Annotated in this window: 23 protein-coding genes; 3 read left to right on the forward strand and 20 right to left on the reverse strand. The window is 64.4% G+C overall.

Annotated features, from left to right (window positions below):
• Positions 1–97 precede the first annotated feature (97 nt).
• Positions 98–1,936: a bifunctional metallophosphatase/5'-nucleotidase gene (locus tag QHG62_RS17700; protein ID WP_281146846.1), complete on the forward strand. Its 1,839-nt coding sequence runs from the start codon at positions 98–100 to the stop codon at positions 1,934–1,936.
• A 58-nt stretch (positions 1,937–1,994) separates the two neighbouring features.
• Here the strand turns inward: QHG62_RS17700 and QHG62_RS17705 are convergent, their stop codons facing one another.
• Genes QHG62_RS17705 through QHG62_RS17725 form a run of 5 tightly spaced genes read right to left on the reverse strand, consistent with a single transcriptional unit; the run spans position 1,995 to position 6,645 of the window.
• Positions 1,995–2,978, reverse strand: a complete 984-nt coding sequence (locus tag QHG62_RS17705; RefSeq protein WP_281146847.1) for a branched-chain amino acid ABC transporter permease — start codon at positions 2,976–2,978, stop codon at positions 1,995–1,997.
• Positions 2,979–2,984: 6 nt separating this feature from the next.
• Positions 2,985–3,860 carry a branched-chain amino acid ABC transporter permease gene (locus QHG62_RS17710; RefSeq protein ID WP_281146848.1) on the reverse strand — a complete coding sequence of 292 codons (876 nt, stop codon included), beginning with the start codon at positions 3,858–3,860 and terminating at the stop codon, positions 2,985–2,987.
• A 50-nt stretch (positions 3,861–3,910) separates the two neighbouring features.
• Positions 3,911–5,107: an ABC transporter substrate-binding protein gene (locus QHG62_RS17715; protein WP_281146849.1), complete on the reverse strand. Its 1,197-nt coding sequence runs from the start codon at positions 5,105–5,107 to the stop codon at positions 3,911–3,913.
• Between the two features lie 58 nt (positions 5,108–5,165).
• On the reverse strand, positions 5,166–5,873 hold the full coding sequence (locus tag QHG62_RS17720) for an ABC transporter ATP-binding protein (RefSeq protein ID WP_281146850.1): 708 nt from the start codon (positions 5,871–5,873) through the stop codon (positions 5,166–5,168).
• A gap of 1 nt (position 5,874) precedes the next feature.
• Entirely contained in the window at positions 5,875–6,645 is a 771-nt protein-coding gene (locus QHG62_RS17725; protein ID WP_281146851.1) for an ABC transporter ATP-binding protein, read from the reverse strand.
• Between the two features lie 233 nt (positions 6,646–6,878).
• On the opposite strand from QHG62_RS17725, the gene QHG62_RS17730 reads away from it, so the two are divergent.
• A complete protein-coding gene (locus tag QHG62_RS17730) occupies positions 6,879–8,078 on the forward strand; it encodes an AGE family epimerase/isomerase (RefSeq protein ID WP_281146852.1) in 1,200 nt (399 codons plus the stop codon).
• Between the two features lie 34 nt (positions 8,079–8,112).
• On the opposite strand, the gene QHG62_RS17735 is transcribed toward QHG62_RS17730, so the two are convergent.
• From QHG62_RS17735 to QHG62_RS17750, 4 genes are read right to left on the reverse strand one after another with little or no spacing between them, the layout of a single operon-like run.
• Entirely contained in the window at positions 8,113–9,678 is a 1,566-nt protein-coding gene (locus tag QHG62_RS17735) for a DHA2 family efflux MFS transporter permease subunit (RefSeq protein ID WP_281146853.1), read from the reverse strand.
• A gap of 32 nt (positions 9,679–9,710) precedes the next feature.
• Positions 9,711–11,048, reverse strand: coding sequence for an efflux RND transporter periplasmic adaptor subunit (locus QHG62_RS17740; RefSeq protein WP_281146854.1), 1,338 nt, complete (start codon positions 11,046–11,048; stop codon positions 9,711–9,713).
• 34 nt (positions 11,049–11,082) lie between these two features.
• Positions 11,083–12,564: an efflux transporter outer membrane subunit gene (locus QHG62_RS17745; protein ID WP_281146855.1), complete on the reverse strand. Its 1,482-nt coding sequence runs from the start codon at positions 12,562–12,564 to the stop codon at positions 11,083–11,085.
• Positions 12,557–13,093, reverse strand: a complete 537-nt coding sequence (locus QHG62_RS17750; protein WP_281151697.1) for a MarR family winged helix-turn-helix transcriptional regulator — start codon at positions 13,091–13,093, stop codon at positions 12,557–12,559. The genes QHG62_RS17745 and QHG62_RS17750 overlap by 8 nt, the downstream gene beginning before the upstream one ends.
• A gap of 76 nt (positions 13,094–13,169) precedes the next feature.
• On the opposite strand from QHG62_RS17750, the gene QHG62_RS17755 reads away from it, so the two are divergent.
• On the forward strand, positions 13,170–14,954 hold the full coding sequence (locus QHG62_RS17755) for an ABC transporter transmembrane domain-containing protein (RefSeq protein WP_281146856.1): 1,785 nt from the start codon (positions 13,170–13,172) through the stop codon (positions 14,952–14,954).
• A 36-nt stretch (positions 14,955–14,990) separates the two neighbouring features.
• On the opposite strand, the gene QHG62_RS17760 is transcribed toward QHG62_RS17755, so the two are convergent.
• The 11 genes from QHG62_RS17760 to nuoG are packed head-to-tail and all read right to left on the reverse strand — an operon-like array spanning position 14,991 to position 26,232.
• Positions 14,991–15,449: a DUF1178 family protein gene (locus QHG62_RS17760; protein WP_281146857.1), complete on the reverse strand. Its 459-nt coding sequence runs from the start codon at positions 15,447–15,449 to the stop codon at positions 14,991–14,993.
• 7 nt (positions 15,450–15,456) lie between these two features.
• Positions 15,457–16,062 carry an NUDIX domain-containing protein gene (locus QHG62_RS17765; RefSeq protein ID WP_281146858.1) on the reverse strand — a complete coding sequence of 202 codons (606 nt, stop codon included), beginning with the start codon at positions 16,060–16,062 and terminating at the stop codon, positions 15,457–15,459.
• Positions 16,055–16,369 (reverse strand): DUF2818 family protein, encoded by a 315-nt coding sequence (locus tag QHG62_RS17770; RefSeq protein WP_281146859.1) that lies wholly within the window; start codon positions 16,367–16,369, stop codon positions 16,055–16,057. The genes QHG62_RS17765 and QHG62_RS17770 overlap by 8 nt, the downstream gene beginning before the upstream one ends.
• 16 nt (positions 16,370–16,385) lie before the next feature.
• Entirely contained in the window at positions 16,386–17,873 is a 1,488-nt protein-coding gene (gene nuoN, locus QHG62_RS17775) for an NADH-quinone oxidoreductase subunit NuoN (RefSeq protein WP_281146860.1), read from the reverse strand.
• Between the two features lie 24 nt (positions 17,874–17,897).
• Entirely contained in the window at positions 17,898–19,373 is a 1,476-nt protein-coding gene (locus QHG62_RS17780; protein ID WP_281146861.1) for an NADH-quinone oxidoreductase subunit M, read from the reverse strand.
• 25 nt (positions 19,374–19,398) lie between these two features.
• A complete protein-coding gene (nuoL, locus tag QHG62_RS17785; RefSeq protein ID WP_281146862.1) occupies positions 19,399–21,435 on the reverse strand; it encodes an NADH-quinone oxidoreductase subunit L in 2,037 nt (678 codons plus the stop codon).
• A 7-nt stretch (positions 21,436–21,442) separates the two neighbouring features.
• Positions 21,443–21,751, reverse strand: a complete 309-nt coding sequence (gene nuoK / locus QHG62_RS17790) for an NADH-quinone oxidoreductase subunit NuoK (protein ID WP_012748597.1) — start codon at positions 21,749–21,751, stop codon at positions 21,443–21,445.
• Positions 21,748–22,416 carry an NADH-quinone oxidoreductase subunit J gene (locus QHG62_RS17795; RefSeq protein WP_281146863.1) on the reverse strand — a complete coding sequence of 223 codons (669 nt, stop codon included), beginning with the start codon at positions 22,414–22,416 and terminating at the stop codon, positions 21,748–21,750. Before QHG62_RS17795 ends, nuoK begins: the two co-directional genes overlap by 4 nt.
• A 38-nt stretch (positions 22,417–22,454) precedes the next feature.
• The gene (nuoI, locus tag QHG62_RS17800; protein ID WP_055805171.1) at positions 22,455–22,976 is read right to left on the reverse strand and encodes an NADH-quinone oxidoreductase subunit NuoI; all 522 of its coding nucleotides are present in this window, start codon (positions 22,974–22,976) and stop codon (positions 22,455–22,457) included.
• A gap of 17 nt (positions 22,977–22,993) precedes the next feature.
• Positions 22,994–24,070, reverse strand: a complete 1,077-nt coding sequence (gene nuoH, locus QHG62_RS17805) for an NADH-quinone oxidoreductase subunit NuoH (protein ID WP_281146864.1) — start codon at positions 24,068–24,070, stop codon at positions 22,994–22,996.
• Positions 24,067–26,232, reverse strand: a complete 2,166-nt coding sequence (gene nuoG, locus QHG62_RS17810; protein ID WP_281146865.1) for an NADH-quinone oxidoreductase subunit NuoG — start codon at positions 26,230–26,232, stop codon at positions 24,067–24,069. The genes nuoH and nuoG overlap by 4 nt, the downstream gene beginning before the upstream one ends.

Below are 26,232 nucleotides of genomic sequence, written 5' to 3' on the forward strand. Positions count from 1 at the left end.
CCCGACGCTGACTTGGCCGATGTGCGATGACGGTCACGGCGACGTCATGTGCCTTGTCCAGCATGCGCTGCATTCCATCCGAAAAGAGGAGAGGCCCATGCCCGCATCGTTGAAGCATCTCGCCCTGGCGGGAGTTGTCCTGGCCACGTTGTCCGCCTGCGGCGGAAGCAACGATTCGAACGGGTTCATACCGTTCATTCCACCGCCTGCCCCGGCACCGGCTCCTGCGCCGCCGGCCTCGCCCCCGCCTGCCCCGCCGAGCAGCGTGAACGTCAAGCTCATCGCCTTCAACGACCTGCACGGCAACCTCGAGCCGCCCCGGGTTTCGATCACCGCGCCCTCCAACGGCGGTGGTACGGTGCCGGTGCCCGCCGGCGGCGCCGCATACATGGCCTCGGCCATTGCGTCGCTCAAGGCCAGAAGCGAAAACAATGCCGTAGTTTCCGCCGGCGACATGATCGGCGCCTCGCCGCTGGTGTCGGCGCTGTTCCTGGACGAGCCGACCATCGAAGCCGTCAATGCGATGAAGATCGACTTCAACGCCGTCGGCAACCACGAGTTCGACAAGGGCCAGACCGAACTGCTGCGCATGAAGAACGGCGGCTGCGCCAAGAACACCCCGCTGGAGCCATGCCGGGTCAACAAGTCCTTCCCCGGTGCCAACTTCGGGTTCCTGGCGGCCAACACCGTAAAGACCGACGGCAACACGCTCTTTCCCGCGACGGGCATGAAAACCTTCACCAAGGACGGCGCCACGGTGAAGGTGGCGTTCATCGGCATGACCCTGAAGGGCACGCCGAGCATCGTGACCCCGGCCGGCGTTGCAGGCCTGAGCTTCAAGGATGAAGCCGACACCGCCAATGCGCTCATTCCACAGCTGAAGGCCGAAGGCGCCGACGCCATCGTGGTGGTCGTTCACGAAGGCGGCACGACCACCGTCGGCTACAACGACAAGAGTTGCGCGGGGCTGAGCGGCGACATCCTGCCGATCCTCGACAAGCTCGATGCGGCCGTTGACGTGGTGATCTCGGGCCACACGCACCGCCCGTACATCTGCGACTACAGCAAGACCAACCCGGCCAAGCCCTTCCTGCTGACGAGCGCCGGCCAGTACGGCACCTTGCTGACCGACATCAACCTGACGATCGACACGCGCACGCGCAAGGTCACGGCCAAGTCGGCGGACAACGTGATTGTGCAGGGCGAGGCCTACACCAGCGGTGCCAACACGGTGGCCGTGACCGACCAATACCCGGTATTCGGCAAGAACCAGGAAGTGGCCGCACTCATCAGCCAGTACCTTTCGGTTGCGGCGCCGCTCGTTCAACGCGTGGTGGGCACGCTCGCAGGCCCGGCCACGCGCACGCAAACGGCGTCGCGTGAAAGCGTTCTGGGCAACCTGATTGCGGACGCGCAACTCGATGCGACCAGCCCCAGCAACAAGGGAGGCGCGCAAATCGCCTTCATGAACCCGGGCGGTGTGCGGGCCGACCTCATGCCGGCCAACGACGGCAGCGTGACCTATGGCCAGCTCTTCAGCGTGCAGCCCTTCGGCAACAGCCTGGTGGTGAAGACGATGACAGGCGCGCAGATCAAGGCACTGCTGGAGCAGCAGTTCAACAGCGGCACCAACACGGTCGCATCGCCAAGGGTGCTGCTGCCTTCGCGCAGCCTGAGCTACAGCTACAGCCTCTCGGCACCCGCGGGCTCGCGCATCAGCAACATGGCGCTCAATGGCACCGCAATGACGGACGGCGCGAGCTACCGCGTGACGATGAACAGCTTTCTGGCGACCGGCGGGGACAACTTCACGGTATTCAACCAGGGCACGGACACGCTGGGCGGCGACCAGGACGTGGACGCCCTGGAGGCCTACATCAAGGCGAACAGCCCGTTGTCGCCGCCAGCGGCCAACCGCATTACCGTGCTGCCCTGAGCGGGCTTCCCGCCCCAGAAACAAGAAAGGCGGACAGGGTCCGCCTTTTTTCGTTTCATCAGGCCTTGCCTTTTCGCCGTTCGAAGAAGGCGATGACTTCGCCCATGATGCCCTTGCGGAACGCGAGCACGCAGATCACGAAGATCAGGCCGGTGACCATGGTCACCGATTCGCCGAGCGTGTTGAACCAGTCGACACCCGTGAGGCGCGCCATGAAGGTGCCGAAGTCGCCGACCTTGTTCTCCAGCAACACCACCACGGCCGAACCCACCAGCGGGCCGGAAAGCGTGCCGAGGCCGCCCACCAGCGTCATCAGGATGACGTGGCCCGATGCGGTCCAGTGCACGTCGCTGAGCGATGCGAAGCCGAGCACCAGCGTCTTGAGCGAGCCGGCCAGGCCCGACAGCGCTGCCGAGATCACGAAGGCCAGCAGCTTGAAGCGGTTGACGTCGTAGCCGAGCGAAATGGCGCGCGGCTCGTTTTCCTTGATGCCCTTGAGCACCTGCCCGAAAGGCGAATGCACCGTGCGCGCAATGAGCAGGAAGGCCACGACGACGATGACCAGGGCAACGTAGTACATCGTGAGATCGTTCGACAGGTCGACCAGGCCGAAGAGCTTGCCGCGCGGCACGCTCTGCAGGCCGTCTTCGCCGCCGGTGAACTTGGCCTGCAGCGCGACGAAATACATCATTTGCGCCAGCGCCAGCGTGATCATCGAAAAGTAGATGCCTTGGCGGCGAATGGCCAGCCAGCCGAACACCAGCCCCAGCAGCGCACCGGCCAGCGTGCCGGCAATGAGGCCGAGTTCGGGGGTGAGGTGCCAGACCTTCAGCGCATGGCCAGTGAGATAGGCAGAGCCGCCCAGGAACGCGGCATGGCCGAAAGACAGCATGCCGGTGTAACCCAGCAGAAGGTTGAAGGCGCAGGCAAACAGTGCAAAGCACAGCACCTTCATCACGAACACGGGATAGAAGCCGATGAAAGGTGCGGCAATGAGCGCCAGCAGCAGCACTCCGTAGACGACGAGCGATATTTTCTTCATGGACTTTTACTTCTCGCTGCCGAACAGGCCGGCCGGGCGGATCAGCAGCACCACGACCATGATCACGAACACCACGGTGGCCGAGGCCTCCGGATAGAACACCTTGGTCAGCCCCTCGACCACGCCGAGCCCGAGGCCCGTGAGAATGGCGCCCATGATCGAGCCCATGCCGCCGATCACGACCACCGCGAACACGATGATGATGAGGTTCTGCCCCATCAGCGGCGAGATCTGGATGACCGGCGCGGCAAGCACACCGGCAAATGCGGCCAGCGCCACGCCGAAGCCGTAGGTCAGCGTGACCATCAGCGGCACGTTGACGCCGAAGGCCTCGACCAGCCGCGGGTTCTCGGTGCCCGCGCGAAGGTAGGCGCCGAGCCGCGTCTTCTCGATCGCATACCAGGTGGCAAAGCACACCACGAGCGAAGCCACCACCACCCACGCGCGGTAGTTGGGCAGGAACATGAAGCCGAGGTTGGTGCCGCCGCTCAGCGCCTCCGGCGTGCTGTAGGCCAGGCCCGAGACGCCATACACCGAACGGAAGCCGCCTTCGATCAGCAGCGTGAGGCCCAGCGTGAGCAAGAGGCCGTAGAGGTGGTCGAGCTTGTAGATCCACCGCAGCAGCAGCCGCTCGATGAGCACGCCAAAAACGCCGACGATGAGCGGCGCCACCGCCAGCATGACCCAGTAGTTGACGTTGAAGTAATTCATCGCCATCCACGACAGCACTGCTCCCATCATGAACAGTGCGCCATGCGCAAAGTTGATGACGTTGAGCAGCCCGAAGATCACCGCCAGCCCCAGGCTCAGGATCGCGTAGAACGACCCGTTGACCAGCCCCAGAAGGAGCTGGCTCAACAGGGCAGGCATTGAGATGTTCATCGTGGAGACAGGTTCAGAAAGGCGTCAAAAGACCGGGTGGCGGGCAGCAGTCACTTCCAGAGGGCGCAGGTGCTTTCTTCCTTGGTGGTATAGACCTGGTCGCCCGGCACCTTCTTGACGATCTTCAGCAGGTCCCACGGGCCCTTGGATTCCGAAGGCTTCTTGACCTCTGCCAGCAGCATGTCGTGCACCATGCGGCCGTCCGCGCGGATCACGCCCTTGGCGTAGAAGTCGTTGATCGGCGTCTTCTTGAGATGCGCCATCACCTTGTCGGCATCGGTGCTCTTCACGGCTTCGACGGCCTTGAGGTAGGCCATGGTGGCCGAGTAGTCGGCGGCCTGGATGTCGGTGGGCTTGTTCTTGGTCTTGGCTTCGTAGCGGGCGGCCCACTTGCGCGACTCGTCGTCGGCGTCCCAGTACCAGCTGGTGGTGTGCAGCAGGCCTTGCGTGGCCGGCAGGCCCAGGCTCTTCACGTCGGTAAGAAACACCAGCAGGCCCGCAACCTTCATCGACTTGTCGATGCCGAACTCCTTCGATGCCTTCATCGAGTTGATGAAGTCGCCGCCGGCGTTGGCCAGGCCCAGCACCTGCGCCTTGGAGTTCTGTGCCTGCAGCAGGAAGGAAGAGAAGTCGGACGCGTTGAGCGGCGCCCGCACCGTGCCCACCACCGAGCCGCCCTTGGCCTTGACGACCTTGGCCGTGTCGGCCTCGAGCGCATGGCCGAAGGCGTAGTCGGCCGTCAGGAAGAACCAGCTCTTGCCGCCCGTGTCGACCACGGCGCCGCCGGTGCTCTTGGCCAGCGCGACGGTGTCGTACGCGTAGTGCACGGTGTAGGGGCTGCACTGCGCGTTGGTGAGCGCCGAGGTGGCGGCGCCATTGGTGAAGAACACGCGCTTCTTTTCTTGTGCAACCTTGGCGGTGGCCAGCGCCACGCCCGAATTGGTGCCCGCGAAGATCATCGTGGCGCCGGCGGTGTCGATCCACTCGCGTGCCTTCGAGGCGGCGATGTCGGGCTTGTTCTGGTGGTCGACGCTCAGCACTTCCACCGGCTGGCCGAGCACCTTGCCACCCATGTCCTCGATGGCCATCTGGATGGCGGTGGCGCCGCCCTTGCCTTCCAGGTCGGCATACAGGCCGGACAAGTCGCTGATGTAGCCGATGACGACCTTCTCTTGCGCCTGCACGGCATGGCTCGCAAGGCCCGCGGCTCCGAGCATGAGCGCAATGATCTTGAGCTTTGTTTGCATGGTATGTGTCTCCTGGATGGTTGAAAGAGTCAACGAGAAAATAAGTGCGCGGGGTCGGCTATACGCCCAGCAGTTCGCTGAGCACGGGCATCTTGGCTTCGAGCTCCTTGGCGCCGAAAGCCTCGACCATGCGGCCGTGCTCCATCACGTAGAAGCGGTCGGCCAAGGGCGCGGCAAAGCGGAAGTTCTGCTCCACCATCACGATGGTGTAGCCCTTGCCGCGCAGGGTGTGGATCATTCGCGCGAGGGCCTGCACGATCACCGGCGCCAGGCCTTCGGAAATTTCGTCGAGCAGCAGCAGCTTGGCGCCGGTGCGCAGGATGCGCGCCACCGCCAGCATCTGCTGCTCACCGCCCGAAAGCCGCGTGCCCGGGCTGTTGCGGCGCTCGGCCAGGTTGGGAAACATCTCGTAGATTTCGGCAACCGACATGCCCTGCCCCGCGCCCTTGAGTGCCGGTGGCAGCAGCAGGTTTTCCTCGGCCGAAAGGCTGGCGAAGATGCCGCGCTCTTCAGGGCAATAGCCAATGCCCAGGTGCGCGATGCGGTGCGTAGCCATGCCGATGGTCTGCGTGCCGTTCACTTCGATGCTGCCCTTGCGGGAGCCGGTCAGGCCCATGATGGCGCGCAGCGTGCTGGTGCGCCCTGCCCCGTTGCGGCCAAGCAGCGTAACCACCTCGCCGGGCTGCACCACCATGTTCACGCCGTGCAGCACGTGCGATTCGCCGTACCAGGCGTGGAGGTCCTTGATCTCGAGTGCAGCGGTCATGTCAATGTGCCCCCTGCAGTTGTCCTTCGGTGGTGCCCATGTAGGCTTCCATCACCTGCGGATTCTTCGAAACGTCGGCGTACGGGCCTTCAGCCAGCACGGCGCCCCGCTGGAGCACGGTGATGGTGTCCGCAATGGTCGAGACCACGCTCATGTTGTGCTCCACCATGAGGATGGTGCGGCCGGCCGACACGCGCTTGATGAGTTCGGCCACGCGATGCACGTCTTCGTGGCCCATGCCCTGCGTGGGCTCGTCGAGCAGCATCAGCTCGGGGTCCATGGCCAGCGTGGTGGCAATTTCGAGCGCGCGCTTGTGGCCGTAGGGCAGGTTCACGGTCAGTTCGTCCGCCTGGTCCGCCAGGCCGACCTCGGCCAACAGCTCGCGGGCGCGCGCATCGAGCGGCGCAAGCGTCTTTTCGCTCTTCCAGAAATGGTACGAAGTGCCGAGCGCACGTTGCAGGCCGAGACGCACGTTCTCCAGCAGCGTCAGGTGCGGGAACACTGCCGATATCTGAAAGGAGCGGATGATTCCGCGCCGGGCGATTTGCGCCGGCTGCTCGCCCGTGATGTCCTGCCCGTTGAAAAGAATCGTGCCGCTGGTCGGCTCGAGAAACTTGGTGAGCAGGTTGAAGCAGGTGGTCTTGCCGGCGCCGTTGGGGCCGATGAGCGCATGAATGGAGCCGCGCACCACCGACAGGTTGACCTTGCTGACCGCGGTGAACCCTTTGAATTCCTTGGTGAGCTGGCGTGTTTCGAGGATGACGTCGCTCATCTCGCGAAGTCGCCCGGGTTCAGGAAAGATATGTCGGTCATGCGGTCCATCTCATGCGCCACTACCGAGCGCGGCCTGATTGTTGGTGGGCGCCCCGCAGTTGCATACTGGGGCAAATGCCTATGCTGCAGTGCAACCAGTCGATGCCCCGTGCTCTGGCAGCGTGAGACTGTCGTCACAATGACAATGGCTTATCGGTTCGAACCCTTAGTCGCGTACCTCCCGTTCCGTCCATGCCGAACTTCCGCTCACCCGACCTTCTTGCCGGCCACGTCCTGGACACGCTGGCGTTCTATGCGCCGGTCAGCCGCGACCCATCAGGCGGCTTCTTTCATTTCTTCAAGGACGACGGCGCGGTGTACGACCGGCGCACGCGGCACCTGGTAAGCAGCACGCGCTTCGTCTTCAACCACGCCATGGCGTACCGGCGCTTCGGCAGACCGCAGGATCTGGACGCCGCACGCCACGGCTTGGCCTTTGTGCAGCGTGCGCACGCACAGCCGGGAGGCGGCTACGCATGGCAGATCGACTGGCACGATGCGCGCGCGACCGTGCAAGACGGCACGCACCATTGCTACGGCCTGGCCTTCGTGCTGCTTGCGCACGCGCACGCGCTGATGGCGGGAATCGACGAAGCGCGCGCGGGCCTGGAGCAAACCTGGCAACTGATGGAACGGCATTTCTGGGAACCACAACATGCGCTGTATGCCGATGAAGCCAACCCTGATTGGCATGTAGCGCCGTACAGGGGCCAGAACGCCAACATGCACGCTTGCGAGGCGATGCTTGCCGCATACGAAGCCACGCAGGAGGCGCGTTATCTCGATCGTGCGCTGGCGCTCGCGGAATCGGTGACGGGCAAGCTTGCCGCACTGGCCGGCGGACTCGTGTGGGAGCATTACCGCGATGACTGGTCGGTCGACTGGGACTACAACCGCGGCGACAAGACCAACATCTTCCGGCCCTGGGGTTTTCAGACCGGACATCTCACCGAATGGACCAAGCTGCTGCTTCAGCTGGAGCGGGCCCTTGTCGGGGCGGGCCGCGAAGCAGACTGGATCGTGACGCGCGCGAGGCACTTCTTCGACACCGCCATGCTGCGCGGCTGGGACGCCGGGCATGGCGGCCTCGTCTACGGATTCGGCCCCGACGGCAAGGTGTGCGACGGCGACAAGTACTTCTGGGTGCAGGCCGAAAGCTTCGCCGCCGCCGCGCTGCTGGCCGTGCGCACCGGCGACGAGGGCTACTGGAGTTGGTACGACCGCATCTGGGCCTACAGCTGGGAGCACTTCGTCGACCACCGGCACGGGGCGTGGTACCGCATTCTCACGCCGGACAACCGCAAGATCAGCGACGAGAAGAGCCCCGCCGGCAAGACCGACTATCACACCATGGGTGCGTGCTACGACGTACTGCGCGCGCTGGGCGCGTGACCAGCGCGCCCTTCTTCGCAAGCTGGGTTAACGCCTAGTGCGCGCCTGCTGCAGCGTCGCCGCCCGCACCGCCCTTTTGCGGCCGTGCCAACCACACCAGCGGGATCAGCAGCAGGAACAGAATGGCCGACGCGTAGAAGATGTCGTTGGCGGCCAGCATGAACGATTGCTGATCGACCAGGCGGTTGATCTGCCCCAGCACCTGCTCGCTGCTCAAGCCGCTGCTGGCAAGGCCGTTCATGGCACTGGCAGCCGCGCCGTTGCCCTGGTTCACCGATTCGGCCAGCTGCGAGTGATGCAGCGCCGCGCGGTTTTCCCATAGCGTGGTGGTGATCGAAGTGCCCATGGCGCCCGCGGTGATCCGCAGGAAGTTCGACAGCCCCGAGGCGGCCGGAATGCGGTCGGGCGTCAGGCCCGACAGCGTGATGGTCACCAGCGGAATGAAGAAGAACGCCATCGCGATGCCCTGGATGATCGTCGGGATGATGATCGTCACGAAGTCGGCCTGCGTGTTGAAGTTCGACCGCATCCACAGCACCAGCGCAAACACCAGGAACGAAAAAGTCGCGTAGCGGCGCGGGTCGATCTTGGACACCGTGAGGCCCACCACCGGCGAGAAGAAGATCGCCAGCAGCCCCACGGGCGCCATGATCATGCCGGCCTGCGTGGCGGTGTAGCCCATCCACTGCTGCAGCCACAGCGGCAGCAGCACCACGTTGCCGAAGAACAGCCCGTAGGCCACGGCGGTGGCTACCGCGCCCGACCAGAAGTTGCGCCGCTTGAACAGCGACAGGTCGACCACCGGGTGCTTGTCGGTCAGCTCCCAGATCAGGAAGAACGCGAAGCCGACCACGGCCACGACGGCCATCGTGATGATCTCTGGCGAATGGAACCAGTCGAGCTCCTTGCCCTTGTCGAGCATGAGCTGCATGGCACCAACCCACAGCACCAGCAGCGCGAGGCCGATGGCGTCGATGGGCACCTTGCGCGTGGTGCTTTCACGGTCGCGGTAAAGCGCCCAGGTAATTGCCGCCGCAACAATGCCCACGGGAATGTTGATGTAGAAGATCCATGGCCACGAGATGTTGTCGGTGATCCAGCCGCCGAGGAGCGGCCCCATCACGGGCGCCACCAGCGTGGTCATCGACCACATGGCCATGGCCAGGCCGGCCTTGGCGCGCGGATAGCTCGACAGCAGCAGCGTTTGCGACAGCGGGATCATCGGTCCCGCGACAAAGCCCTGCAGCGCGCGGAACGCGATCAGCATGGTCATGTTGGGCGCCAGGCCGCAGAGCAGCGAGCTGACCATGAACAGGATCACGCTCGCCATGAACAGGCGCACCTGGCCGAAGCGCTGGGTCATGAAGCCCGTGAGCGGCACCGCAATGGCGTTGGCCACCGCAAAGCTGGTAATGACCCAGGTGCCCTGGGTGGTGCTCACCCCGAGGTCACCCGAGATGGCCGGCAGCGACACGTTCGCGATCGACGAGTCGAGCACGTTCATGAACGTTGCCGCAGAGAGCGCGACGGTTCCCCACACGCGGGCGGAGCCCTCGAGCGGCGGCGGCGCTACATAAGCGGAAGCGGCAGCAGTGGCCATTGGGTTTGCCTTGGAAAGTTCGGCAACCGCGATCAGCCGGGATGCGACTGCGACGCAGCGTGAGCCGCATTGCCAGCGGTTGCAGCGGGTGCGGCACGGCCGCCGGCGGGCTGCGCAGAGGCTGCAGGCGTGCCGCGGCCGAGATTGGCGGCCACGATGCGATCGACTTCAGCGTCGGCGCCGTCGTCGAGCTTGCTGTAGACCTGCGTCTGCGAAATGGCCGTGGCGCGCGGTGCGTCGGCCAGCATCTTGCCGCCCTTCTGCGTGATGTCGATCTCCGCGTCCATCGAAAGGCCGATACGCAGCGGGTTGGCCTTGAGCTGCTCGGGGTCGAGCGCAATGCGCACGGGCACGCGCTGCACCACCTTGATCCAGTTGCCGGTGGCGTTTTGCGCCGGCAGCAGCGCAAACGCACTGCCGGTGCCCACGCCCAGGCCCGCCACCTTGCCGGTGTACTCGACCTTCTTGCCGTATACGTCGGCGGTGAGCTTCACGGGCTGGTCGATGCGGATGTTGCGCAGCTGCACTTCCTTGAAGTTGGCATCGACCCACAGCTGGTTCAGCGGCACGATCGACATCATCGGCGTGCCGGCCGCCACGCGCTGGCCGAGTTGCACCGTGCGCTTGGCAACGTACCCATCGACCGGCGCGGGCATGGCCACGCGCTGGGTGGCCAGGTAGGCCTCCCGCACCTTGGCGGCCGCGGCCAGCACGCTCGGGTGCTGGGCCACGCTGGTGCCTTCGGTGAGCGACTGGTTGCTTGCCAGCGCTTCACGCGCAGCCACCACGCCGGCCTGCGCTGCAGCCAGCTGGCTCTTGGCGTTGTCGAGCGCGGTTTCGGCGTGGTTGAGTTCTTCCTTCGAGACCGCGCCGTTGCCCGACAGTGCACGGCGGCGCTGCAGGTCGTCCTGTGCCTTGGCGATGTCGCTCTGCGCCTTGACGATGTCGGCCTGGCGCAAGCTGACCTGTGCGGCAAGGGAGCCGTTGTTGGCATACAGCGTGCGCACCTGGCGCACGGCCTGCGCAAGCGCGGCCTCGGCCTGCTCGAGCGACACCTTTGCATCGGCGGGGTCCAGCTGCACCAACGGCTGGCCGGCCTTCACGAAGTCGGTGTCGTCGGCGTTGATGGCCATGACCGTGCCGCCGATCTGCGGCGTAATCTGGATCACGTTGCCCTGCACGTAGGCGTTGTCGGTGTTTTCGTAGTGGCTGGCAACCAGCCATTCGTACATGCCCCAGCCGCCGCCGGCCACGATGACCACCGCGGCAAGCGCGGTGAGCGCGCGGCGGCGCTTGCCGTTGCCGGCGGGGGCTTCAGGAGTTGCGGCGGCTGCTGTGGCAGCGGGCGTCGGAGTGTTGTTATCGCTCATGATGAAGTTCTTTCCGAAGACGAGAAAAGTCGGTTCAGTTCAGTGCGGCCGATGAAGCCGGCGCGTTGGCTGTGGCCGTGGTGGGCGGCTGCCAGCCGCCGCCCAGCGCACGCGCCAGGCCCACTTGCGTGTCGAGCGCGCGGGCGGCAAGGTCGACCGCCAGCCGGCGTTGTGCAAGCACGGCGGTTTCTGCGGTCAGCACGTTCAGGTAGTTGCCAAGGCCGGCGCGGTAGCGCTGCACGGCAATGTCGTAGGCGCCCTCGGCGGCGGTCTGCGCGTCGCGCTGTTCGGCCTGCTGGCGCGCGATCGATTGCGCGCTGGACACCTGGTCGGCCGCGTCGCGCACGGCATCGAGCACGGTGGCGTTGTAGCTCTCGATGGCCGCGTCGAGATCGGCCGCCTTGCCGCGCAGGTTGGCGCGCAGCTGGCCGCCTTCGAAGATCGGCAGATGGATTGCGGGACCCACGCCCCACTGCTCGCTGCCCGACTTGAGCAGCTTGCCGAAGCCGAGGCTCTGGAAGCCGACAAAGGCCGTGAGGTTCACGTTGGGATAGAACTGCGTCTTTGCATTGGCCACATCGCTCGTGGCGGCCTCGACGCGCCAACGCGCGGCCGCAATGTCGGCACGGCGGCCGAGCAGGTCGGCCGGAATGTTGGCTTGCAACGCAATGGGTTTCACGGCCTCGAGCATCGGGGGCTTGAGCGATGCGGACACGTTGGGCCGGCCGACGAGTGCATCGAGCGCGTGCTGCTGCAGCGCAATCTGCTCGTTGAGCGCTTCGATCTGCTGGCGGGCCTCGGGCAAGCCGCCTTCGCTCTGGCGCAGTTCAAGACGGGTATCGAGGCCGGCGGACACACGGTCGCGCACGAGCTTCAGTGTTTCATCGCGCTGCGCCAGCGTGCGCTTGGCCACGCCGAGCTGCTCGTTGAGACGGGCCCATTGAAAGTAGCTGCGCGCCACGTTGCTGGCCAGCAGCACGCGGGCGGCATCGGCATCGGCCGCGGCTGCATTGGCGGCGCCGATGGCGGCATCGAGCGCAGTGCGGTTCTTGCCGAAGAAGTCGAGCTCCCAGCTCGCGCCGAGCTGCAGCAGGCCGATGTTCTGGGTCGAGCCCCCGAGCGGTGCGGGATAGATGTAGTTGCTGTTGAACTTCTGGCGGTTCAGGTCGAGCTCACCGTTCACCTTGGGCTTCAGCGCCGACTCGGCAATGTCCGCGGAGGCTTGCGCCCGCGCCAGGCGCGCACGTGCCACCTGGAGGTTCGGATTGCCGGCCACAGCCTGGTCGACCAGCGTGTTGAGTTGCGCGTCGCCGAATGCTCGCCACCATTGGCTGTCGACACTGGGCACAACTGCGGCGCTGGTGTCGGCGGCAATGCCGAGCGAAAACGCATCGCGCAGCTTGGCATGCGAGCCAATGCCGGCCATGTCGGCACAGCCGGCCAGTGCAACCACCAGCACTGCGGCGGCCATGACGGGGGTGCGCCGCAGGACGCGGGCGGCGAAAGAATCAGTCATTTTTTTCTCCACGGGCTGCAAGGGCCTGCGCGTTGTCGAGGATGCGGCGCAGATAGCCCTTGAGCTGCTCCCATTCCTCTTTGGTGAAACCCGCCAGGTGTTCGTTCTGCACGCGGCTGAGCACGTATGGCACTTCCTTGGCGGCGGCGCGGCCTTCTTCGGTGAGTTCGATGTTGACCACGCGGCGGTCTTCGAGCGATCGGACACGGCGGCACAGGCCCTTGGCTTCCAGGCGGTCGAGCAGGCGCGTCATGGCACCGGCGTCGAGCTCGCAAGCCCGGGCCAGTTCGGCCACCGTGGTGGCGGCACCGACGTGCAACTTGTACAGAGGCAACCATTGGGGAAAGGTCGGGCTTCCGGGCTCGCACATGCGGGTTTCCACGGCCTGGGCCACCGCACTCAATATGCGCCGCATCAAATACCCGATGCTTTCCTCGGCCTTGTAGGTCTCGGCTCGGTAGAAGTCGGCCGGCCGCCGTTCGGGATCACCGGAGGCGGAGGGGACTTGCGGGGTGTCTGCATCGCTCATGGCCAGAATATTAATTGCCCAAGCAATTATTGTCAAGGCCGCCTTTGCGGCGGCAAGGGTCGCTAGAATCCGCGTCATGGCTTCTTCTCCCCTGTCCTCACCGGCCAAGGGCTCGCCCCGATCGCTGTCGGGCCTGAGCCCTTTTCTTCGGCCCTACCGCGTCCAGATCGTGCTGGCCGGAATTTTTCTGGTGATGGCTGCCGTCACTACGCTGGTGTTTCCGCTGGCGCTGCGCAGCCTCATCGACGGCGGATTGATCAGCGCCGACAAGGGCGCTCAGACCATGGCGCTGCGGGAGCATTTCGGCGCCCTCTTCGCCGTGGCTGTCGCGTTGGGCCTGTTCTCGGCAGCACGCTTCTATACGGTGAGCTGGCTCGGCGAACGCGTCACGGCCGACCTGCGCAACGGGGTCTACGGACATGTGCTGCGCCAGAGCCCGGCGTTCTTCGAGACAACGCAAACCGGCGAAGTGCTGTCGCGCCTCACTGCCGACACCACGCTGGTGCAGACGGTGGTCGGCTCGTCGCTCAGCATGGGACTGCGCAACGCCGTCATGGGCGTGGGCGCGCTGGCGGTGCTGATCTGGACCAATCCCTATGTGATGGTGCAGGTGCTGGGGATCCTGGTGCTGGTGGTGCTGCCGAGCATGTGGTTCGGCCGCCGCGTGCGCAAACTCTCGCGCGCCAGCCAGGACCGCGTGGCCGATTCGAGCGCCATTGCGGCCGAGGTGCTCAATGCGATTCCGGTGGTGCAAAGCTACACAGCGGAAGCGCGCGAAGCCGGCCGCTTCAATGCGTCGACAGAGAACGCATTCAGAACCGCCGTGCGGCGCACCAAGGCACGCTCGGTGCTGGTGGCATTCATCATCATCGCGACCTCGGCGGCGCTGCTCTGGGGCCTGTATCAGGGCACGCAAGCCGTGCTGCGCGGGGACATCACCGCGGGCCACCTGGGCCAGACGGTGGTCTACGTTGCGATTCTTGCAAGTGCAACCGCCGTGCTCGGCGAGGTCTATGGCGACCTGCTGCGCGCCGCCGGAGCAACCGAGCGCCTGATGGAACTGCTGCACGCACCAGCGGCCATCGTTTCGCCGGCGAATCCGGCGGCTGCGCCTGTTCCCGTCGCGGGCAGTGCCGTCAAGTTCGAGACCGTCACTTTTCACTATCCTTCCAGGCCCGGCACTCCGGCGCTCAAAGACTTCAGCCTGGACGTCGCACCCGGCGAAACCGTGGCGCTGGTGGGTTCCAGCGGCGCCGGCAAGAGCACGGTGTTCCAGCTGCTGCTGCGCTACTACGATCCGCAGTCCGGCCGGCTGCTGCTCGACGGCGCGCCGCTGGCTTCATTGGCGTTGCCAGACCTGCGCACGCGCATCGGGCTGGTGCCGCAAGACGCGGTAATTTTCTCGGCCAGCGCGTTCGAGAACATTCGCTATGGACGCCCCGAGGCGACGGCCGACGAAGTGCACGCCGCCGCCCGCGCGGCCTTTGCACACGACTTTCTGCAGGCGCTGCCCGCGGGCTACGACACTTTCCTGGGCGAACGCGGGGTGCGCCTTTCGGGCGGACAGCGCCAGCGCATTGCAATTGCGCGCGCCATTCTCAAGAACCCGCCGCTGCTGCTGCTCGACGAAGCCACGAGTGCGCTCGATGCGGAGAGCGAGCGCATGGTGCAGGCCGCGCTCGAATCGGCCATGGAAGGCCGCACCACGCTGGTCATTGCGCACCGGCTTGCCACGGTGCAGAAGGCCGACCGCATCATCGTGCTGGACCATGGCGGCATCGTCGAACAGGGAACGCACGCCACGCTGGTGGCGCAAGGCGGGGTGTATGCCCGCCTTGCCGCCCTTCAGTTCACGGCCTGAAGCGCAAGAGCCTCGACGGGAGGCAGCGGATTGCTGCTACTGCAGCGTTTCCTTCAGCGCTGCGGGAATCGGCAGCGGCATGACCGGAATGCCCTCATCGAGCAACGCTTCGGTCTGCTCACGGGTTGCCTGGCCGCGAATGCCGCGCTCTTCGGTTTCGCCGTAATGCATCTTGCGCGCCTCGTCGGCAAAGCGGTCGCCGACATCTTCGGTCTTTGCAAGGACTTCGCGCACGGCGCGCATCCAGCGTGCCTCCGGAGACTGTTCGGCGGGCACTTGGGCCGCGGCGGGGGCCGGTGACGCAGCGGCTTCCGCAGGTGCCTTGGCGTTGCCCAGGTTGAGGCGCGGTGCGCTCAACAGCTTGACGATGCGCGTGTCGGCACAGACCGGGCATTCGACCAGGCCGCCGGCGAGTTGATTTTCAAAAGCTTCGTTGGACGCAAACCAGCCTTCGAAGCCGTGGCCGTGCGAGCAGCGGAGATCGAGAACCTTCATGCGCGGATTATCCCGCGCCGCCTTGCGAAGCGGTGCCCTGCCAATCGAGTGCCCATGCGCCCGAAAGGACGTTCTGCAGCCACAGCGTGCAGGTGAGCGACTTGGCGTCGGTGATCTTTCCTTCGCGGCACCAGCCGGCCACTTCCTGCGGGGTGGCGGTGAACACGTCGAGAAACTCGCCGTGGTCGAGCTGGCGCGTGCCGAGCGAGAGGCCGCGCGCAAAGTAGATGTGGATGATTTCGGTGGAATACGCAACCGCCAGGTGCATGGCGCCTGCGTAGGCCCACTCGCGCGCGGTGTAGCCGGTTTCCTCGAGCAGTTCGCGCTGGCCGCAAACGAGCGGATCTTCACCGGCGTCGAGCTTGCCGGCCGGAAACTCGATCATCACGTGCCCCACGGGGTAGCGGTATTGCCGCTCGAGCACCACCCGGCCGTCGTCCAGCAACGGAACCACCACCACCGCGCCCGGATGGATCACGTATTCGCGCGTAGCGGTGTGGCCGTCAGGCAGGCGCACGGTGTCGCGGCATACCTGCAGAAAGTTGCCCTTGAGCAGCACCTCGCTGGCCGTACGTTCTTCCTTCAGGTGCGAGTCGATGGCCGGATCAGTCATGTGAGTGCCTATGCTTCATCAGGTAGCGCCAGGTGAACCCGGGAAAAGCCAGCACGATGAAGAGCGCGCCGGTCACTGCATAGAACTCCCAGCCTTGGGGAGCAATCTGCCCTGCCCGGCTCTCGAACAGAAAGCCGATGCCGCCGGCAACAAAATACAGCACCACCAATTCGGCGAGCCGCACCGCGAGCGGCTTGGGCTTGGCGGCCAGCGGCACGACGCCGAACAACCGCTCATTGAAGAACGGCAGGTTGGCCGCCACCAGCGCTACCAGCAGAACGACCCAGACCGATGCGGTTTGCGACACCGTGAGCGAACCGGGATCAGTTGGCCAGCGTGGCCACGATCGCCTTGGCGCACAGCGTCATGAGGCCGCCGGGAACAATGCCCAGCACGAGAATGAGCAAGCCATTGACCGAGAGCACGGCACGCACGTCGCGCGGCGCCGAGACGGTGCTGGCGGTAACGGGCGCATCGAAGTACATGACCTTGACCACACGCAGGTAGTAGAAGGCGCCGATCAGCGACATGATCACTGCGAACACCGCCAGGCCGATGTAGATTGCCTGGCCCGACGCGATCAGCGCCTGGAGCACCGCCAGCTTGGCGTAGAAGCCGACCAGCGGCGGCAGGCCGGCAAGCGAGAACATCGCAATGGCCATCACGCCGGCATACAGCGGGCTGCGCTGGTTGAGGCCGGCAAGGTCGGTGATCTCTTCGCTTTCGAAGCCTTCGCGAGCCAGCAGCAGGATGATGCCGAAGCTTGCCAGCGTGGTCAGCACGTAGGTGACGATGTAGAACATCGACGCGCTGTATGCGAACTGCGCGTTGTAGGTATTGCCGTTGACCACGCCCGCCACCAGGCCGAGCAGCATGAAGCCCATTTGCGCGATGGTCGAGTAGGCCAGCATGCGCTTGAGGTTGGTCTGCGCAATGGCGGCCAGGTTGCCCACCAGCAGCGAGGCGACGGCCAGCAGGGCCAGCATCTGCTGCCAGTCGATGGCCAGCGGCAGCAGCCCTTCCACCAGCAGGCGGATGATGATGGCAAAGGCGGCCAGTTCAGGCGCCGCGCCGATCAGCAGCGTGACCGCCGTCGGTGCGCCCTGGTACACGTCGGGCACCCACATGTGGAAAGGCGCAGCCCCCACCTTGAAGGCCAGGCCCGCAACGATGAAGACCAGGCCGAACACCAGCACCTGGTGGTTCACCTTGCCGCTGGCGATGATCTTGAACACCTCGTTCACGTCGAGCGAACCGGTTGCGCCGTAGAGCATCGACAGGCCGTAGAGCAAAAAGCCGCTGGCCATGGCGCCGAGCACAAAGTACTTCATGGCCGCCTCGCTGGCCACCGCGTTGTCGCGGCGCAGCGCCACCAGGGCGTAGCTGGACAAGGTGAGCAGTTCGAGACCCAGGTAGATCAGGAGGAAGTTACTGCCCGAGATCATCACGAACATGCCCAGCAGCGCAAACATGCTGATGGTGAACAGCTCGCCGCCGCGCAGCATGTCGCGGTCCGCCGCATAGGGGCGGCCATAGACCAGCGTGACCATCAATGCCACCGTGGCAAAGCACTTGAGCCAGTTGCCCATGGGGTCGCTCACGACCATGCCGCCAAAGCCATAGATCGTCTTGCCGTCGTTGGCGGCCATGCCGGTGAGCACAGCCACCACGGCCAGCGTGAGCAGCGTCAGGATGTAGGTGCGCGTGCGGCGGGCGCTGGTGGTCGACAGGTCGACCAGCGCAATGACGCAGGCCATGACCAGCAGCACGATTTCGGGGTAGATCGCGACCCAGCTGAGTTTGTCAATCATCTCGTTCTCTTCTTCAGCGTGGAATCAGGGCAGTTTGGAAGTTGCCACGTGGCGCAGGAGCTCCGTCACGGAAACGTCCATCACATCGGTGAATGGCTTCGGATAGATGCCCATCCACAGCACGGCAATGGCCAGCAGCGACAGCATCAGGAACTCGCGGGCGTTGATGTCGGTGAGCTCCTTGACGTGATCGTTGCCGACCGGGCCAAGGTACACGCGCTTGTACATCCAGAGGGTGTACGCCGCGCCGAAGATCAGTGCCGTTGCAGCGCCGAGGCCGATCCAGAAGTTGGACTTGACCGCACCCAGGATGACCATCCACTCGCCCACGAAACCGGCGGTGCCCGGCAGGCCGCAATTGGCCATGGCGAACAGCAGCGCGAAGGCGGCGAACTTGGGCATGGTGTTGACCACGCCGCCGTAGTCGGCAATCTGGCGCGAATGCACGCGGTCGTACAGCACGCCGATGCCCAGGAACATGGCACCCGAGACAAAGCCGTGCGCAATCATCTGCACGATGCCGCCGGAAACGCCCAACTCGTTGAAGATGAAGAAGCCGAGCGTCACGAAGCCCATGTGCGCAACGGACGAATAAGCCACGAGCTTCTTCATGTCTTCCTGCACCAGCGCCACCAGGCCGACGTAGATCACCGCGATGAGCGACAGCGCAATCATGAGCCAGGCCCATTCGTGCGAGGCGTCAGGGGCAATCGGCATCGAGAAGCGCAGGAAGCCGTAGGCACCCAGCTTCAGCATGATGGCGGCCAGCACCGCCGAGCCGCCGGTCGGCGCCTCGACGTGCACGTCGGGCAGCCAGGTGTGAACCGGCCACATCGGCACCTTGACGGCAAAGGCGGCAAAGAACGCGAAGAACAGGAAGGTCTGCGCCGTCGAGCCGAGCGGCAGCTTGTGCCAGCTCAGGATGTCGAAGCTGCCGCCCGACTTGTTGTACAGGTAGATCAGCGCCACCAGCATCAGCAGCGAGCCGAGCAAGGTGTAGATGAAAAACTTGAACGCCGCGTAGATCTTGTTCGGGCCGCCCCAGATACCGATGATCAGGTACATCGGGATCAGCGTGGCTTCGAAGAACACGTAGAACAGAATGCCGTCGAGCGCGGCAAACACGCCGATCATGAAGCCCGAAAGAATCAGGAACGCACCCATGTACTGGTTGACGCGCTCCGTGATCACTTCCCAGGCCGAGATCACGACCACCACGGTAATGAACGAGGTCAGCAGCACCAGCCAGAGCGACAGCCCGTCGACACCGAGATGGTAGTTGACGTTGAAGCGCGCAATCCAGCTGGCCTTCTCGACGAACTGCATTGCCGCAGTGCCGTTCTGGAAGCCCGTGTAAAGCGGCACGGTGACCAGGAAGCTGACGATCGCACCGACCAGCGCGACCCATCGCACGCCCCTGGCGTTCTCGTCACGCCCAAACGCCAGCAGCGCGGTACCGAATGCGATCGGCACCCAGATGGCAAGGCTCAACAAACCCATTTTTCTTTTTCTCCAGCGTTCGGGCTCAGCGTTTGAACCAGACGAAGTACGTCATCAGGATGAAGATGCCGAGCAGCATCGCAAAGGCGTAGTGATAGATGTAGCCCGACTGCAGCCAACGCACCACACCCGAGATGCGGCCGACGACCTTCCACGAACCGTTGACCACGGCGCCGTCGATCAGCGCCTGGTCGCCGCCCTTCCACAGGCCGGTGCCGAGGGCACGCGCACCGCGGGCGATGATGTTCTCGTTGATCCAGTCGAGGTAGTACTTGTTGTCGAGCAGGCGGTAGACCGGGCCGAAGGCGCGCTTGATCGCAGCGGGCACTGCCGGGAACTGCATGTACATGAGGTACGAAACCACCACGCCTGCCAGCGCCAGCCAGAACGGCGGGGTCTGCAATCCGTGGATTGCCATGGCAACCGGGCCATGGAAGGCTTCGCCGAGTTCCTTCATGGCATGGTGCTTGGTAGCGTCCACGAAGATCGCGCCCTTGAAGAACTCGCCGAAGAGCATCGGCTGGATGGTCATGAAACCGATCACAACCGACGGAATGGCCAGCAGCACCAGCGGTAGCCACACCACCATCGGCGACTCATGCGGCTTGTGGTCGTGGTGGCCATGCCCGTGGTCGTCGCCATGCGCTGCATGGTCGTCATGGTGCGCATCAGGGTTCTGGTCGTAGCGCTCCTTGCCGTGGAACACCAGGAAGTACATGCGGAACGAGTAGAACGCCGTGACGAACACGCCGGCCAGCACGGCGTAATACGCAAACTGGGCGCCCCACAGGTGGCTTTCGTGCACCGCTTCGATGATGCTGTCCTTCGAGTAGAAGCCCGAGAAGAACGGCGTGCCGATCAGCGCCAGCGAACCCAGCAGCGAGGTGATCCAGGTGATGGGCATGTACTTGCGCACGCCGCCCATCCAGCGGATGTCCTGGTTGTGGTGCATGCCGATGATCACCGAGCCCGCGCCAAGGAACAGCAGCGCCTTGAAGAACGCGTGCGTCATCAGGTGGAACACCGCGACCGAATAGGCCGACGCGCCGAGCGCCACCGTCATGTAGCCGAGCTGCGAGAGCGTCGAGTAGGCAACCACGCGCTTGATGTCGTTCTGGATGATGCCCAGGAAACCCATGAACAGCGCCGTGATGGCGCCGATCACCAGCACGAAGGAGAGCGCCGTGTCGCTGAGCTCGAACAGCGGCGACATGCGCGCCACCATGAAGATGCCGGCCGTCACCATGGTTGCCGCGTGGATCAGCGCCGAAATGGGCGTTGGGCCTTCCATCGAATCGGGCAGCCACACGTGCAGCGGGAACTGAGCGCTCTTGCCCATGGCGCCGATGAACAGGCAGATGCAGATCACGGTCACCAGCATCCATTCGGTGCCGGGAAAGGTGATGCCGGCCAGCGTGTTGGCCTTGGCGAAGGCTTCGCCGTAGTTCAGCGTGCCGGCGTAGGCCGCGATGAGGCCAATGCCCAGGATGAAGCCGAAGTCGCCCACGCGGTTGACCAGGAACGCCTTCATGTTGGCGAAGATGGCCGTGGGCTTGTTGAACCAGAAGCCGATCAGCAGGTAAGACACCAGGCCCACCGCTTCCCAGCCGAAGAACAGCTGGAGCATGTTGTTGCTCATGACGAGCATCAGCATCGAGAAGGTGAACAGCGAGATGTACGCGAAGAAGCGGTTGTAGCCTTCGTCTTCTTCCATGTAGCCGATGGTGTAGATGTGCACCATCAGCGAGACGAAGGTCACGACGCACATCATCATGGCGGTGAGGCCGTCGACCAGGAAGCCGACTTCCATCTTCAGGCCGCCGACCATCATCCATTCGTAGATGGTGGCGTTGAAGCGGGCGCCGTCTACGACAACCGACTTCAGCGTCATGGCCGAGATGATGAAGGCGACCAGAACGCCGAGGATGGTCAGCGAATGCGTGACTTTGCGGCCGATGTGGTTGCCGCCGAACTTGGTGCCGAAAAGGCCGGCAACGGCGGCGCCGACCAGGGGTGCCAGCGGCACGGCCAGCAGGGAGGATGCGGAAAGGGTTGCGCTCATACTGCTTTCAACCCTTGAGCGAGTTGAGTTCGTCTACGTTGATGTTGGATTTGTTGCGGAACAACAAGACCAGCAGCGCGAGACCGATTGCCGACTCGGCCGCAGCCACCGTCAGGATGAAGAACACGAAGATCTGGCCGTGCATGTCGCCCAGGTAGTACGAGAACGCCACGAAGTTCATGTTCACCGCAAGCAGCATCAACTCGATCGCCATCAGCAGCACGATGAGGTTCTTGCGGTTCAGGAAAATGCCGATCACCGATAGCGCAAAGAGCATTGCGCCAAGCGAAAGAAAGTGTCCGAGCGTGAGCGTCATGCCTTGTTTTCCTTTGCCGCCGCTGCTGCGCCTGCATCTACGGGTGCTTCGACCACGGGCTCGGCGGCGCGCGTGACCTGCATCTGCACGATGCGCACGCGGTCGCGCGCCTTCACGCGCACCTGGTCCGACGGGTTGACGTACTTGCTGTCCTTGCGGGTACGCAGCGTGAGGGCAATGGCGGCCACAATGGCCACGAGCAGGATGACGGCTGCAATCTCGAGCGGGTACAGGTACTCGGAGTACAGCAGCTTGCCGAGCTCGAGCGTGTTGGAGCTGTTGGCCGCAACGGCAGCCCCGGCGCGCGGCGGCTCCGCCAGGCGGAAGCCGCCCATCAGCACGGCAGCCATCTCAAGCGCAATGAGTGCGCCCACGCCGGCGGCCAGCGGAAAGTGCTTCCAGAAGCCCTGCCGCAGCCCGTCGACGTTGATGTCCAGCATCATCACCACGAAGAGGAACAGCACCATCACCGCGCCCACGTAGACGAGCACGAGCGAGATCGCCAGGAACTCGGCGCGCAGCAGCAGCCAGATGGCGGACGCCTGGAAGAAGGCGAGCACAAGGTACAGCGCCGCGTACACGGGATTGCGGGCGGTGATGACGCGGAAGGCCGCGAACAGCAGCACCGCGGCAAACAGATAGAACAGACCGGTCTTGACGTCCATTGGAATTCGAATTGGTACGGGGTTCGGGCTGGCCGGGATCAGCGGTACTTGGCGTCAGCCGCCTTGTTCGCTGCAATTTCTTTTTCGTAGCGGTCGCCCACGGCCAGGAGCATGTCCTTGGTGAAGTACAGGTCGCCGCGCTTTTCGCCGTGGTATTCGAAGATGTGGGTCTCGACGATCGAATCGACCGGGCAGCTTTCTTCGCAGAAGCCGCAGAAGATGCACTTGGTCAGGTCGATGTCGTAGCGCGTGGTGCGGCGCGAGCCGTCGTCGCGCACATCGGATTCGATGGTGATGGCAAGTGCGGGGCACACGGCCTCGCAGAGCTTGCAGGCAATGCAGCGTTCTTCGCCGTTTTCATAGCGGCGCAGCGCATGCAGGCCCCGAAAACGCGGCGACAGCGGCGTCTTCTCTTCCGGGAACTGCACCGTGATCTTGCGGGCGAAAGCGTACTTGCCGGTGATGGCCAGGCCCTTGAACAGTTCGAACAGCATGAAGCTGCCCAGGAAGTCCTTGAGCGAGAACGGAGCCGACGTTGTTGCGGTATGCGCAGCAGACATGATGTTGGCGCTTCCAGTTATTTCCAGATATTGAACGGGGTCTGCATCCAGGCGCCGACCACGACCAGCCACACGAGCGTGACCGGAATGAAGATCTTCCAGCCCAGACGCATGATCTGGTCATAGCGGAAGCGCGGGAACGTCGAGCGAACCCACAGGAACATGGTGACCACGCAAAAGGTCTTGGCGCCGAGCCAGATCCAGCCGGGAATGAAGCTCAGGAACTCGAACGGCGGCAGCCATCCACCGAGGAACAGCACCACGCACAGGATCGAGACCAGCCACATGTTGGCGTACTCGGCCAGGAAGAACATGGCAAAGCTCATGCCCGAGTACTCGATCATGTGGCCCGCAACGATTTCGGACTCGCCTTCGACCACGTCGAAGGGGTGGCGGTTGGTTTCAGCCAGGCCCGAGATGAAGTAGACGACGAAGATCGGCAACAGCGGCAGCCAGTTCCACGACAGGAACCCAACCCCCATTTCGGCAAAGGTACCCTTGCCCTGGACATTCACGATTTCGCTCATGTTCAGGCTGCCCGAAACCATCAGCACCACGACGAAGCAGAAGCCCATCGCGATTTCGTAGCTCACCATTTGCGCCGAGGCGCGCAGCGCGCCAAGGAACGCGTACTTCGAGTTCGATGCCCAGCCCGCGATGATCACGCCGTAGACCTCGAGCGAGGTGATGGCCATCACGAACAGCAGGCCGGCATTGATGTTGGCCAGCGCCATTTCGGGGCCGAACGGAATCACGGCCCATGCGACGAGCGCCGGCATGATGGTCATGATCGGGCCCAGCAGGAACAGGCCCTTGTTGGCGACCGTCGGAAGAATGATTTCCTTGGTCATCAGCTTGAGCGCGTCGGCAATGGGCTGCAGCAGGCCCAGCGGTCCGATCCGGTTCGGGCCCACGCGGATCTGCGTGAAGCCGATGGCCTTGCGTTCCCACAGCGTGAGGTAGGCCACGGCGCCCATCAGCGGAAGCACGACCACGATGATCTTGATCAATGTCCAGATCACGGGCCAACCCGCCGAGGTCCACCAGCCGGCGTTGATCAGCCCCTGGCCGAAAGCATGCACTGCGTCGATCATGCCAATGCCTCCTCGGCACGGACCGGTGCGGCCGTCATTGCGTTGCGCGCGTCGGCGGTGAGTTGCAGCGACGGTGCGCGGCGCACGATGGAGTCGAGCTGATAGATGCTCGCCACCACGGGTGCGGAAACCGCGCCGCTGGCAGCCACTGCCTTGGCGGCGGTGGCGTTGCCGAGCGCATCCGCGGGCACGGCGCCGTTGTCGCCGATGGTGCGCAGCACTTCAGCGGTCGATTCGAACGCAAAGCCGGGCAGGCCGAGCAGGTTGGCCAGCACGCGCAGCACCTTCCAGGCCGGGCGCGTTTCGCCTTGCGGCTTGACGACGGCATGGAAGCTTTGCACACGGCCTTCGGCATTGACGAAGGTACCGGGCGTTTCGGTAAACGGCGCGATGGGCAGCAGAACGTCGCTGAACTCGAGGTTGGCCTTGAAGGGACTCAAGGTGACGACCATCTGCGCATTGCCGATGACATCGGCGGCTGCAGCACCCGCGGCGGAGTCGAACACCGGTTCGGTGTTGAGCAGCATCACGGCCTTGAGGCCAGAACCGGCTGCAAGCATGCGGCCGGCATCGAGGCCGCCGTTCTTGGGGAATGCGCCGACGAGTTGCGCGCCCACGGTGTTGGCGGCTTCGGTCAGGTAGCCGACGGTGGCGCCGGTCTGCGCGCCGATCCAGTTTGCAAGCGCCAGCAGGCTGCTGGCTTGCGCGTGGTGGGCGGCGGCGTTGCCGAGCAGGATGGCCTTGCGCTCACCGCTCAGCAGCGAAGCCGCAATGGCTTGCGCCGCGGCGTCGGGTGCGTTTGCCGGTGCGAGCGGCGCGGCCTGGCCGGTGCTCTGGCCCACGGCGGCGGCAATGCCGGCGAGCACTTCGACCCACTGGCCGGCGTCGACGATCGACGCTTGCGCGACGCTCATGGCCCACGCTTCGCGGTCGGCCATCAGGTTGGACGAGGTCAGCACCGACAGCGCGGCGCCCTTGCGCACGGCCTGGCGGATGCGCTGCGCGAACAGCGGATGGTCCTTGCGCAGGTTCGAGCCGATCACGAATGCGCGCTGCAGCTGCGTAAGCGATGCAATCGAGGTGCCGAGCCAGCGCACGCCTTCGAACGCCGTGAATTCGGCATTGCGGAGGCGATAGTCGATGTTGTCGCTGCCGAGCTCACGCGTGAGCATGGCGGCAAGCTGCAGCTCTTCGAGCGTGCTGTGCGGGCTGACCAGCGTGCCGATGCTCTGCGCGCCGTGGTCTGCCTTGATTTGCTTCAGGCCGTTGGCCACGTATTCGAGCGCGGTCTGCCAGTCGACCTGCTGCCATTGGCCGCCCTGCTTGAGCATGGGCTGCGTGAGGCGTTCGGGGCCGTTGAGCCCTTCGTACGAAAAGCGGTCGCGGTCGGCAATCCAGCATTCGTTGACGTCTTCGTTCTCGAGCGGCACCACGCGCATCACGCGGTTGTTCTTGACCTGGACGATCAGGTTGGCACCGGTGGAGTCGTGCGGGCTCACCGACTTGCGGCGCGACAGCTCCCAGGTGCGGGCGCTGTAGCGGAAGGGCTTGCTCGTGAGCGCGCCGACCGGGCAGATGTCGATCATGTTGCCCGAGAGTTCGGAGTCGACCGAGTCGCCGAGGAAGGTTTCGATTTCGGAATGCTCGCCGCGCTGGGTCATGCCGAGCTCCATCACGCCGGCCACTTCCTGGCCGAAGCGGACGCAGCGCGTGCAATGGATGCAGCGGCTCATCTCTTCCATGCTGATCAGCGGGCCGACGTCCTTGTGGAACACGACGCGCTTTTCTTCTTCGTAGCGCGAAGAAGAACCGCCGTAGCCCACGGCCAGGTCTTGCAGCTGGCATTCGCCGCCCTGGTCGCAGATGGGGCAATCGAGCGGGTGGTTGATCAGGAGGAACTCCATGACCGACTGCTGCGCCTTGATGGCCTTTTCGCTCTTGGTGCGAACGATCATGCCTTGCGTGACGGGCGTGGCGCAGGCCGGCATCGGCTTGGGCGCCTTCTCCACGTCGACCAGGCACATGCGGCAGTTGGCCGCAATGCTGAGCTTCTTGTGATAGCAGAAGTGCGGGATGTACGTGCCCGCCTTGTCGGCCGCATGCATCACCATGCTGCCTTCGGTCACTTCGACCTTCTTGCCGTCGAGTTCGATTTCAACCAT

The sequence above is a fragment of the Variovorax paradoxus genome (genome assembly GCF_029919115.1).
Lineage (GTDB): Bacteria > Pseudomonadota > Gammaproteobacteria > Burkholderiales > Burkholderiaceae_C > Variovorax > Variovorax paradoxus_O.

What these genes read in the sequence shown, in the direction of transcription:
- QHG62_RS17700 (WP_281146846.1), top strand. Translation starts at nt 98, where the DNA reads ATGCCCGCATCGTTGAAGCATCTCGCCCTGGCGGGAGTTGTCCTGGCC.
- QHG62_RS17705 (WP_281146847.1), bottom strand. Translation starts at nt 2,978, where the DNA reads ATGAAGAAAATATCGCTCGTCGTCTACGGAGTGCTGCTGCTGGCGCTC.
- QHG62_RS17710 (WP_281146848.1), bottom strand. Translation starts at nt 3,860, where the DNA reads ATGAACATCTCAATGCCTGCCCTGTTGAGCCAGCTCCTTCTGGGGCTG.
- QHG62_RS17715 (WP_281146849.1), bottom strand. Translation starts at nt 5,107, where the DNA reads ATGCAAACAAAGCTCAAGATCATTGCGCTCATGCTCGGAGCCGCGGGC.
- QHG62_RS17720 (WP_281146850.1), bottom strand. Translation starts at nt 5,873, where the DNA reads ATGACCGCTGCACTCGAGATCAAGGACCTCCACGCCTGGTACGGCGAA.
- QHG62_RS17725 (WP_281146851.1), bottom strand. Translation starts at nt 6,645, where the DNA reads ATGAGCGACGTCATCCTCGAAACACGCCAGCTCACCAAGGAATTCAAA.
- QHG62_RS17730 (WP_281146852.1), top strand. Translation starts at nt 6,879, where the DNA reads ATGCCGAACTTCCGCTCACCCGACCTTCTTGCCGGCCACGTCCTGGAC.
- QHG62_RS17735 (WP_281146853.1), bottom strand. Translation starts at nt 9,678, where the DNA reads ATGGCCACTGCTGCCGCTTCCGCTTATGTAGCGCCGCCGCCGCTCGAG.
- QHG62_RS17740 (WP_281146854.1), bottom strand. Translation starts at nt 11,048, where the DNA reads ATGAGCGATAACAACACTCCGACGCCCGCTGCCACAGCAGCCGCCGCA.
- QHG62_RS17745 (WP_281146855.1), bottom strand. Translation starts at nt 12,564, where the DNA reads ATGACTGATTCTTTCGCCGCCCGCGTCCTGCGGCGCACCCCCGTCATG.
- QHG62_RS17750 (WP_281151697.1), bottom strand. Translation starts at nt 13,093, where the DNA reads ATGAGCGATGCAGACACCCCGCAAGTCCCCTCCGCCTCCGGTGATCCC.
- QHG62_RS17755 (WP_281146856.1), top strand. Translation starts at nt 13,170, where the DNA reads ATGGCTTCTTCTCCCCTGTCCTCACCGGCCAAGGGCTCGCCCCGATCG.
- QHG62_RS17760 (WP_281146857.1), bottom strand. Translation starts at nt 15,449, where the DNA reads ATGAAGGTTCTCGATCTCCGCTGCTCGCACGGCCACGGCTTCGAAGGC.
- QHG62_RS17765 (WP_281146858.1), bottom strand. Translation starts at nt 16,062, where the DNA reads ATGACTGATCCGGCCATCGACTCGCACCTGAAGGAAGAACGTACGGCC.
- nuoN (WP_281146860.1), bottom strand. Translation starts at nt 17,873, where the DNA reads ATGATTGACAAACTCAGCTGGGTCGCGATCTACCCCGAAATCGTGCTG.
- QHG62_RS17780 (WP_281146861.1), bottom strand. Translation starts at nt 19,373, where the DNA reads ATGGGTTTGTTGAGCCTTGCCATCTGGGTGCCGATCGCATTCGGTACC.
- nuoL (WP_281146862.1), bottom strand. Translation starts at nt 21,435, where the DNA reads ATGAGCGCAACCCTTTCCGCATCCTCCCTGCTGGCCGTGCCGCTGGCA.
- nuoK (WP_012748597.1), bottom strand. Translation starts at nt 21,751, where the DNA reads ATGACGCTCACGCTCGGACACTTTCTTTCGCTTGGCGCAATGCTCTTT.
- QHG62_RS17795 (WP_281146863.1), bottom strand. Translation starts at nt 22,416, where the DNA reads ATGGACGTCAAGACCGGTCTGTTCTATCTGTTTGCCGCGGTGCTGCTG.
- nuoI (WP_055805171.1), bottom strand. Translation starts at nt 22,976, where the DNA reads ATGTCTGCTGCGCATACCGCAACAACGTCGGCTCCGTTCTCGCTCAAG.
- nuoH (WP_281146864.1), bottom strand. Translation starts at nt 24,070, where the DNA reads ATGATCGACGCAGTGCATGCTTTCGGCCAGGGGCTGATCAACGCCGGC.
- nuoG (WP_281146865.1), bottom strand. Translation starts at nt 26,232, where the DNA reads ATGGTTGAAATCGAACTCGACGGCAAGAAGGTCGAAGTGACCGAAGGC.